Annotated in this window: 9 protein-coding genes; 7 read left to right on the forward strand and 2 right to left on the reverse strand. The window is 39.2% G+C overall.

Going from position 1 to position 7,240, the window contains the following annotated elements; genetic code table 11:
* The first annotated feature begins 226 nt into the window (after positions 1 to 226).
* The 5 genes from BM122_RS24540 to BM122_RS19685 all read left to right on the forward strand — a co-directional run bounded on the left by BM122_RS24540 (position 227) and on the right by BM122_RS19685 (position 2,155).
* Positions 227 to 454: a transposase gene (locus tag BM122_RS24540; protein ID WP_083398621.1), complete on the forward strand. Its 228-nt coding sequence runs from the start codon at positions 227 to 229 to the stop codon at positions 452 to 454.
* A gap of 76 nt (positions 455 to 530) precedes the next feature.
* Positions 531 to 992 carry an IS5 family transposase gene (locus BM122_RS24545; RefSeq protein WP_074907201.1) on the forward strand — a complete coding sequence of 154 codons (462 nt, stop codon included), beginning with the start codon at positions 531 to 533 and terminating at the stop codon, positions 990 to 992.
* 125 nt (positions 993 to 1,117) lie between these two features.
* Positions 1,118 to 1,363: a hypothetical protein gene (locus tag BM122_RS19675; RefSeq protein WP_143083560.1), complete on the forward strand. Its 246-nt coding sequence runs from the start codon at positions 1,118 to 1,120 to the stop codon at positions 1,361 to 1,363.
* A 124-nt stretch (positions 1,364 to 1,487) separates the two neighbouring features.
* The gene (locus BM122_RS19680) at positions 1,488 to 1,682 is read left to right on the forward strand and encodes a hypothetical protein (RefSeq protein WP_074907205.1); all 195 of its coding nucleotides are present in this window, start codon (positions 1,488 to 1,490) and stop codon (positions 1,680 to 1,682) included.
* Between the two features lie 83 nt (positions 1,683 to 1,765).
* Complete coding sequence (locus tag BM122_RS19685; protein ID WP_074907207.1) at positions 1,766 to 2,155, forward strand: IS30 family transposase; 390 nt, start codon at positions 1,766 to 1,768, stop codon at positions 2,153 to 2,155.
* A 381-nt stretch (positions 2,156 to 2,536) separates the two neighbouring features.
* Here the strand turns inward: BM122_RS19685 and BM122_RS19690 are convergent, their stop codons facing one another.
* Complete coding sequence (locus BM122_RS19690) at positions 2,537 to 2,803, reverse strand: hypothetical protein (protein ID WP_074907209.1); 267 nt, start codon at positions 2,801 to 2,803, stop codon at positions 2,537 to 2,539.
* 1,224 nt (positions 2,804 to 4,027) lie between these two features.
* Positions 4,028 to 4,738 carry an RNA polymerase sigma factor FliA gene (locus tag BM122_RS19695; protein ID WP_074907211.1) on the reverse strand — a complete coding sequence of 237 codons (711 nt, stop codon included), beginning with the start codon at positions 4,736 to 4,738 and terminating at the stop codon, positions 4,028 to 4,030.
* Positions 4,739 to 6,040: 1,302 nt separating this feature from the next.
* Here BM122_RS19695 and BM122_RS23695 point away from each other — a divergent pair.
* Together BM122_RS23695 and BM122_RS24550 are read left to right on the forward strand one after the other, a co-directional pair.
* Positions 6,041 to 6,217: a helix-turn-helix domain-containing protein gene (locus BM122_RS23695; protein ID WP_256212239.1), complete on the forward strand. Its 177-nt coding sequence runs from the start codon at positions 6,041 to 6,043 to the stop codon at positions 6,215 to 6,217.
* Positions 6,187 to 6,771: an IS630 family transposase gene (locus BM122_RS24550; protein ID WP_218152182.1), complete on the forward strand. Its 585-nt coding sequence runs from the start codon at positions 6,187 to 6,189 to the stop codon at positions 6,769 to 6,771. Before BM122_RS23695 ends, BM122_RS24550 begins: the two co-directional genes overlap by 31 nt.
* Positions 6,772 to 7,240 lie beyond the last annotated feature (469 nt).

Consider the following 7,240-nt stretch of genomic DNA (forward strand, 5'->3'; position numbering starts at 1 on the left):
ACCTTCATCATTTTAGTCAAGTAGTTTTTCCATATTTATAGCATGGGATTTCAGAAAAAATTAAATTCTATTACTACTTCAATAGTTTGAGTAAATTAAAAATAAATCTAAAAATTACATTCTCGCACTATGTTTTAACACTTAGTATTAATTAAAGATGCCCAAGTCCTAGGTTCTGTTGACATTTCGAAATAATCCACGAGAATCTGATTCGTTTTCTGTGAGAATGAATAGCAGAACAGAACTAACTGGCAAACAATGGGAATTTTTATATCGACTCTTGCTGCTTCAAGAGCGAGTTTATTTCGGAAGAGTTGAGACATGTCGTCGTTTTCTGAATGCATTGTTGTGGATTTTACGCAGTGGTGCACAATGGGGTTTATTGCCACAGTCCTTAGGCAAATGGAACCCAGTTTTTAAACGCTTTTCACGTTGGTGCACGCATAAAGTCTGAAAATTTCTGCACGTAGGCTGCAACCAATACCTCGACCTACTACAAATTCTGATTGATAGTACGATTATCCGTGCATATGCTTGTGCTGCTGCGCGACAAACAGTTCGGCGCAAGCAGAAGCCCTGAGGGCTCGAAAGGCGGTTTCACCACTAAAATTCATGCTATTACCGATACGTTCGGCAACCCGCTGGATTTTATCCTGACGGGCAGTCAAGCCAGCGATATTGCACAAGCTGAGAATTTGTTGGCTCTGACGCCAGAAGGCGCGGCCGCTCTGGTGGGTGATAAAAAAGGTTATGATAGCGATGCTTTTTTTCAAACGCTCACTGAAAAAGGCGTTGAACCTGTTATTCCGCCTCGCAGCCATCGATTCAATGCAAGAGATTGCGATTGGTTCGTTTATCAAGAGCGTCATTTGATTGAATGTTTCTTCAACAAAATTAAACATTACAAAAGAATATCCTCACGCTATGAAAAAATGGCTAAAAATTATATGGGGTTTATACGGTTTGCCTCAGCCTTAATTTGGCTCCGCTAAAATGTCAACAGAACCTAATAAACTTATATTTTCCATTAGAGAGATTTTCTAACGGATGGCATTAGAATAAGATGGCCGATTCAAGTTGGCAGCACAACTTTTATAAGGCTAGCAAGAGACAAGCTGTGATAGCATCCGAGCTTCTTAAACGATCAAATAAAAGAGTACGGATAAAGCACTGTCACCAGATCGCCCAAGAGCAACGCGCTCAGGTTTGCATTTTACGCGAAGCAGGTTTTAAGCAAGGAAAGATAGCGAATGAAACTGGCTTGTATAAGTGTACGATCTTGCGCGAACTCAGGCGCAATGGAGAGCAACGCGGCAGATGTCTGAAGCAGGCGCAGGAATTATTAGATAAACGCATGAGGTAAAAAACCAAAGCCAGGCGATTTGGCCGGGAAGACTAGAATAAGGTAGACAGGCTGATTCGACAGGATATGAGTGCTGAACAGGCATCAGCGCGACTTGAACTAGAAGGTGAATGGTCCATAAGCCATGAGACTATTTACCAGCATCTATACGCGGACAAGCTGGCACGGACGGCGTGGTACTATTCGCAACCGAATCAGCATCGATAAGCGACCAAAGATCATCGAGCAGAAAACTCGTATTGCAGATTGGGAAAGTGATACAGTGATTGGCAAGAACCATCAAGAAGTGCTGGTAATTCCACTTCCAAATCAAAACTGACTTTGTCGGCTTCACCTTGCTGTATTATTTATACTGCCTGCGGCTCGCCTTCGCGTCAGTTTTGATTTGGAAATGGAATAACAATGGCAGAGAGGAAATCGCGCTATATCCTGGCTGGTCAGTTACAAGTTAAACATGCCGAGGGGGTAACAGCAAAGATCAGCAGTCTGCTACGTCCTCACAAGAACAAATCCCACACTATGACATTCGATAATAGAAAAGAATTTGCCGGACATGAAACCATTGCCCAAGAGTTGGAAGCGAACATTTACTTTGCACATCCTGACCATTCATGGGAGCGCGGATTGAATGAGAACAGCAAGAGATTGCTCCGGCGGTACTTTCCTAAGAATATGAAATTCACTGATGCTACCGAAGAACAAGTCAGTGGGCAGTCGATCGTCTCAATCATCGACCACGCAAAGTGCTTGGATTTAGAACCCCGCATGAAGTATTCTTCGGGGTATGGGTGAGTTATATCATTCAGCCTTCAGAAGTTGTACTTCGAATTTGAATCCACGTATTGAAAAGTATCTATTGAAAAATAATTAAATTTACAAGTATAGAAGCATGGAAGGAGTATGAGTTACTTCTTCAATAAAGAAGATTCATACCCTTCCATCTGGATTAACCTTAGTTATTCACTTAAAAAGAATAGCCTATTATTTTCTTTTCTATGATACCCTTTAGCATAGAACATAGCGCAACTACAGTCTCTTCACTACTCGCCACAAAACAGCCATACAAATTATATCTATAGCAGAAATCTATAAAATATATTTAAATATTTTCTGTTTAAATGTATTAACTAGTAACGTACTGCTCAGTTTAGTGTGATAAATAAAGTAAATTGTTTAGTATCCACCACCTGAAGAAGAAGCCTTAGAATTTGCTTCTATCGCACTTGCAGTTTTTTTCGTTACCTCACCGCATGTAACTTTAGTTCCATCTATACGGTCTTTAATTTGATCCTCCGCTTTTTTATCTTTGCAAGACATGACGTTCAAGATATCTTGCGCTCTAATAGGTGTTAATGCGGATTCTTTATTTCCACTAGCAGAGACAGAGGTAGAACCCAATATCAAAGCAGAAATGAAAGTAGAAATAATAAATTTATTCATTTTTGACTCCTTCCTTTTATTAAATTTAATGATAGCAAATCGTTTCTCTTAGAAACTAACTGTAGCAATGAATTTATTACACTCGGAAACGATGTTGTTATTTCTAACATAAACGAGCGCTTCATACTATATCAGTATATAACAACGCTTTTTATTTGTCAGGTAGTTTTAGTTTTAATATCAATATAAGGAATTAAGCTTTTCTTCCTTCAGTGATATCAAAATACTAAAAGTAATAAATATCTACTGAATCGGATGAAGGAACTTCTTAAATAACCAGAACGGCAAATAGAAGATTATGAATTGTAAATCTAAGCAAAATATTCGTTCTGTTAATATTACAACTTATTCCAACTAAAAAACCTGATCAATATTGATGTAAACTATATAAGTACTTGTAATTTTAGAGTTTCAAGATATAAGTTATTTTTCATAATGAAAAAATATTCTTTTGTTATATTTAATTTTTTGAAAAATAACTGGTTAATGGATGCGCTTTATACTAGAACTAACCACAACTCCTTATATGAGACTATTCTTAGTCTATCGCGAAGTGATATGATAAATTCAATAATTTTTAATGAGCATTTGAATAAAATCTCATTATCATCATTTTTATCTAGGCCCAGAATGTTGAAAATGGCGCAGCAATACGTTCTTAAAAACAAGTCATTGTGGGTTTTATCAGCAATGAGCTGTAAAAGGGGTTGATCTACACGCTAATGATCATGAGAGCATTGCTTCGCCCCGAATGATGAAAGATAATATCGGTGCGGTGTGCAGCTATCAGAAGTCGTTCAAGTTTTTGAAGGTTTGACTCCGCACGCTAATGTGACTCAAGTGACCAACTCGCACCTCAAATTGTTGCCATAGAGCACCCATAATAAAAAGGCCACTTTCTATCACAGGACTGCAGGCAATTTGGTCGCTGACAGCAAATGTGCACCGTAATGATGCAGTACTTGCTTTAATCATCTTTCCTTACCCATACCTTTGTATGGGGTCGGGAGTCTTGTGTCTTTTATCTATGTTCTTTCATAGTAAATCAATTGAAGATAAAGCTTTCTTTAACCGACATCCATCACTTGATGGGCAGGAAATACACATCCTATGTTCGTTTACTCAAAAATCAGGTGATTTCTTCAAATAAGACGCGGTTGCTGTTCCGTCGTACGGCAATATGTTGCTCAGAAACTTCAAGGTTACCTGAATAGCCCAATAAATTCACAGACTTCTCAGGCGTAAACGGAGGCGTGCTATTGCTTGAGTATGTATTTGACATACTCGTGATTCGCTGACTCCAAGCACCTCCCCAATTTCCCGCAAATTCATCTCCTGCTCATAATGCATACCCATTACTATTTTTTCCTTTGGTGGTAAATTTTCAATTGCTGCAACTAGCGACTGCCGCAATTTTTTATCCAATAAAATTCCTAGTGGCTCATTCTCAGAGTCAGAACATAATCGATCCAGGAAATGATCTTCATCTTCCTCCTGAAAATCTTCATAATAAATCAGCTGAACCCCTCGTACTTCCTGCAAAGTCTCGTGATATTCATCAAGAGTCATATTTAATTCAGTTGCCAATTCCTGCTCACTTGGAGGGCAACCCAAACGCTGCTCTAGCGCTCTCATCGTTACTTCAATTTGGCGCATCTTCTTACGGAGGCTACGAGGTAGCCAATCAGACTCACGTAATTCGTCTAATATTGACCCACGAATACGCTGCGCTGCATAACTTTCAAATTGGCGTCCATACGATCCTTCATAACGGTTTATAGCATCTAGCAAGCCAATCATACCAGCTTGTATTAAATCATCTACCTCCACACTAGGAGGCAACTTAACCATCATATGGTGCGCTATACGCTTCACTAGTGGCGCAAATTCAACTATGAATTGTTCTTTGTTTATGATTCCAGGTGTAGGATACATAGAATATTAAACTGAAAAATTCAACTTATTCAACTTACCAATAGAGATAAGATGAAGCTTGAAATATTCACTACTTTCATCGTATTGATTGGATAAAAAAAATAGCGCAATAATTTTGCAGTAGATATAAGAGCACAAAAAATTATCCCTATTATTTGACATAGCTAATTAGCACATCATAGTTTTTTATTATTAAAACCCTCTTATTGAGTTTCTCTATAAAAGAAGATTTGCTAATCGGTTTCTGCAATATTGCCAAGCACTTTCTGCACATTAAATTTAAGTAGCGAATATCTGGGTTAGCAATGTGCAAGCATTCCATAACTTTTTGAGTGCATTTCATAGTGTGGAACTAATTAATTATTAGCAATAGCATGTTATGCTATTCTCGAATTTACAATTTCATCTATCTTCGCAAAACAATTAAATCAAGCTGAACAATGCAATGGCATAAGCTAACTAACCATAGCTCATCAATAGATGCTAGTAATTCATATAACCATCCAATCCGTTTATCTCTTATTGCCTTTTCTTAATGGCTTAGTAGAGCTTATTTACTACACTTTAAATATTTATTTTTTGTCATGAGACCCCTATGGGTAGTATGTATTATTAGTGACCCATTCAATTTTCAATAAGACAAATAGAAGATGATTTCTTCCATTATTCTCTGCATATAATCGTAATTAACCATTCGCATCGCTACCTGATGTAAATTGATAAAATATGCAAAATAAAAACTGATGCACCGGTTAGTGAAGATTGATCATATTTTAGGCTCTAGCGATATTTCGTAATTTATGTAAGCTTCTAATTCCATTTCTACTTCATAAGTGAAATATTAGAAGCGACTTATGAAAGGAAGTATGGTGTTGGCACGAGTAGCAAGTGGTAAAGAAGTTTTGGTGCAAGCAAAGGACTGACTGGTTAATGCAAGCACAATAGAAGAATTAAGACAAGCACAGGCTGTATGTTACCTTTGGAACTTGGCTTATCAATGGAGCAGACAGCTACCGCAACAGGTGTTTCAATAGGCTAGGCGTGCTAGCTTCGAATGCGTCTTATTCCATTCCTAAATCAAAATTGACTTTGTCGGCTTCACCTTGCCGTATTACTTATACTGTCTGCGGCTTGCCTTCGCGTCATTTTTGATTTGGAAATGGGATTATCCGCAATGGTGGCATACATGATACGGCCAAGCCTGGCCCTTGGTGGACGACGGCGGAAAATCTTTCGCGTGAAGAAGAAGCTGCTTTTCTAGCGCCTTTTATAGAAAAAGCATCGGCAGGAGGCATTTTGATTGTGAGCGAAATCAAGCAAGCATTGGATTCCCGCTTAAAGCGCAAAACATCGCTCGCAGCCACCTACAACCTGCTGCACCGTCATGGCTGGCGCAAGCTTGCTCCCGACAAGCGCCACCCCAAGGCAGACGTGCCCGCTCAGGATGAGTGGAAAAAAAACTTCGCGATACCCTCATAGCAATTGACCGAGCGTGGCAAGCAGAAGGGATACTTCGTCTGATGTTTCAGGATGAAGCTCATTTTGGGCGTGTTTCCGATACACGCCAATGTGGGAGCCCTCAACCTATCCAACCATTATGCCAGGCCATGGTCACCCAGGAATATGTCTATGCTTATGCTGCTGTCTCTGTGGCTGATGGTGAACTGGATACGCTTATCCTGCCTCAGGTTAATTGCCATTGCATGCAGCTATTTCTGGATGAAGTAGCGTCACGTCATCCCAATGACTGGAGTATTCTGGCGCTCGATGGGGCAGGATGGCATCGTAGTCACACTCTCAAGCTTCCACATAATCTACGCTTACTGATGCTGCCACCCTACTCACCGGAACTCAATCCTGTCGAGAATCTTTGGAATGAGCTACAAGAGAAATCATTCCACAACCGTGTATTCGACAGTCTGGACGCACTTGAAAATCACCTGGAAGCAGCAATGCGCGATATGGAAAAAGATCGTGAATGTGTCCAGTCTATCGTTGCATGGCCTTGGATTATAAATTCATTCATGAAATAGAATTGGAATAATTCCCCGCAGCTTGCTTCGAGGCCGCTTTATTGTTTTGTTGGTACTCTTGTAACCCCGGCGTAACCCCAGAAAAACAAAAGAGGTTAAGTATCTCTGCTAACCTCTTGATTTTAATGGTGCCGACACCAAGAATCGAACTCGGGACCTTCTGATTACAAATCAGATGAATTAATTTATTTTTATATATATATTCAGAATGTTATAAAAATATATTTATTATATGGGGCGCTGATAGGGCTATTAAAAATAAAAATAAGAGGTTCTGTATTTTTTACATTGTAGTATTTTTACAAAGCTAGCGCCCCTCCCTCCTTTTGTCATCGACTGACCTCAGAAGAACCCGATATGCTTAAGCATGAATCTGATATGGTCTAATAGACCCGGACACTCCAGTTAAGAGAAAATAGTCTTAATTGGAGGATGAAATGGAACCTAGGAAACACTATACAAAGGAATT

It is taken from the genome of Nitrosomonas communis (assembly GCF_900114745.1).
Lineage (GTDB): Bacteria > Pseudomonadota > Gammaproteobacteria > Burkholderiales > Nitrosomonadaceae > Nitrosomonas > Nitrosomonas communis_A.

Bases quoted from the DNA above. Each gene is read 5' to 3' on its own strand.
- BM122_RS19695 (WP_074907211.1), bottom strand. From the start codon at position 4,738: ATGTATCCTACACCTGGAATCATAAACAAAGAACAATTCATAGTTGAA.
- BM122_RS19690 (WP_074907209.1), bottom strand. From the start codon at position 2,803: ATGAATAAATTTATTATTTCTACTTTCATTTCTGCTTTGATATTGGGT.
- BM122_RS19680 (WP_074907205.1), top strand. From the start codon at position 1,488: ATGAGACTATTTACCAGCATCTATACGCGGACAAGCTGGCACGGACGG.
- BM122_RS24540 (WP_083398621.1), top strand. From the start codon at position 227: ATGAATAGCAGAACAGAACTAACTGGCAAACAATGGGAATTTTTATAT.
- BM122_RS24545 (WP_074907201.1), top strand. From the start codon at position 531: ATGCTTGTGCTGCTGCGCGACAAACAGTTCGGCGCAAGCAGAAGCCCT.
- BM122_RS19685 (WP_074907207.1), top strand. From the start codon at position 1,766: ATGGCAGAGAGGAAATCGCGCTATATCCTGGCTGGTCAGTTACAAGTT.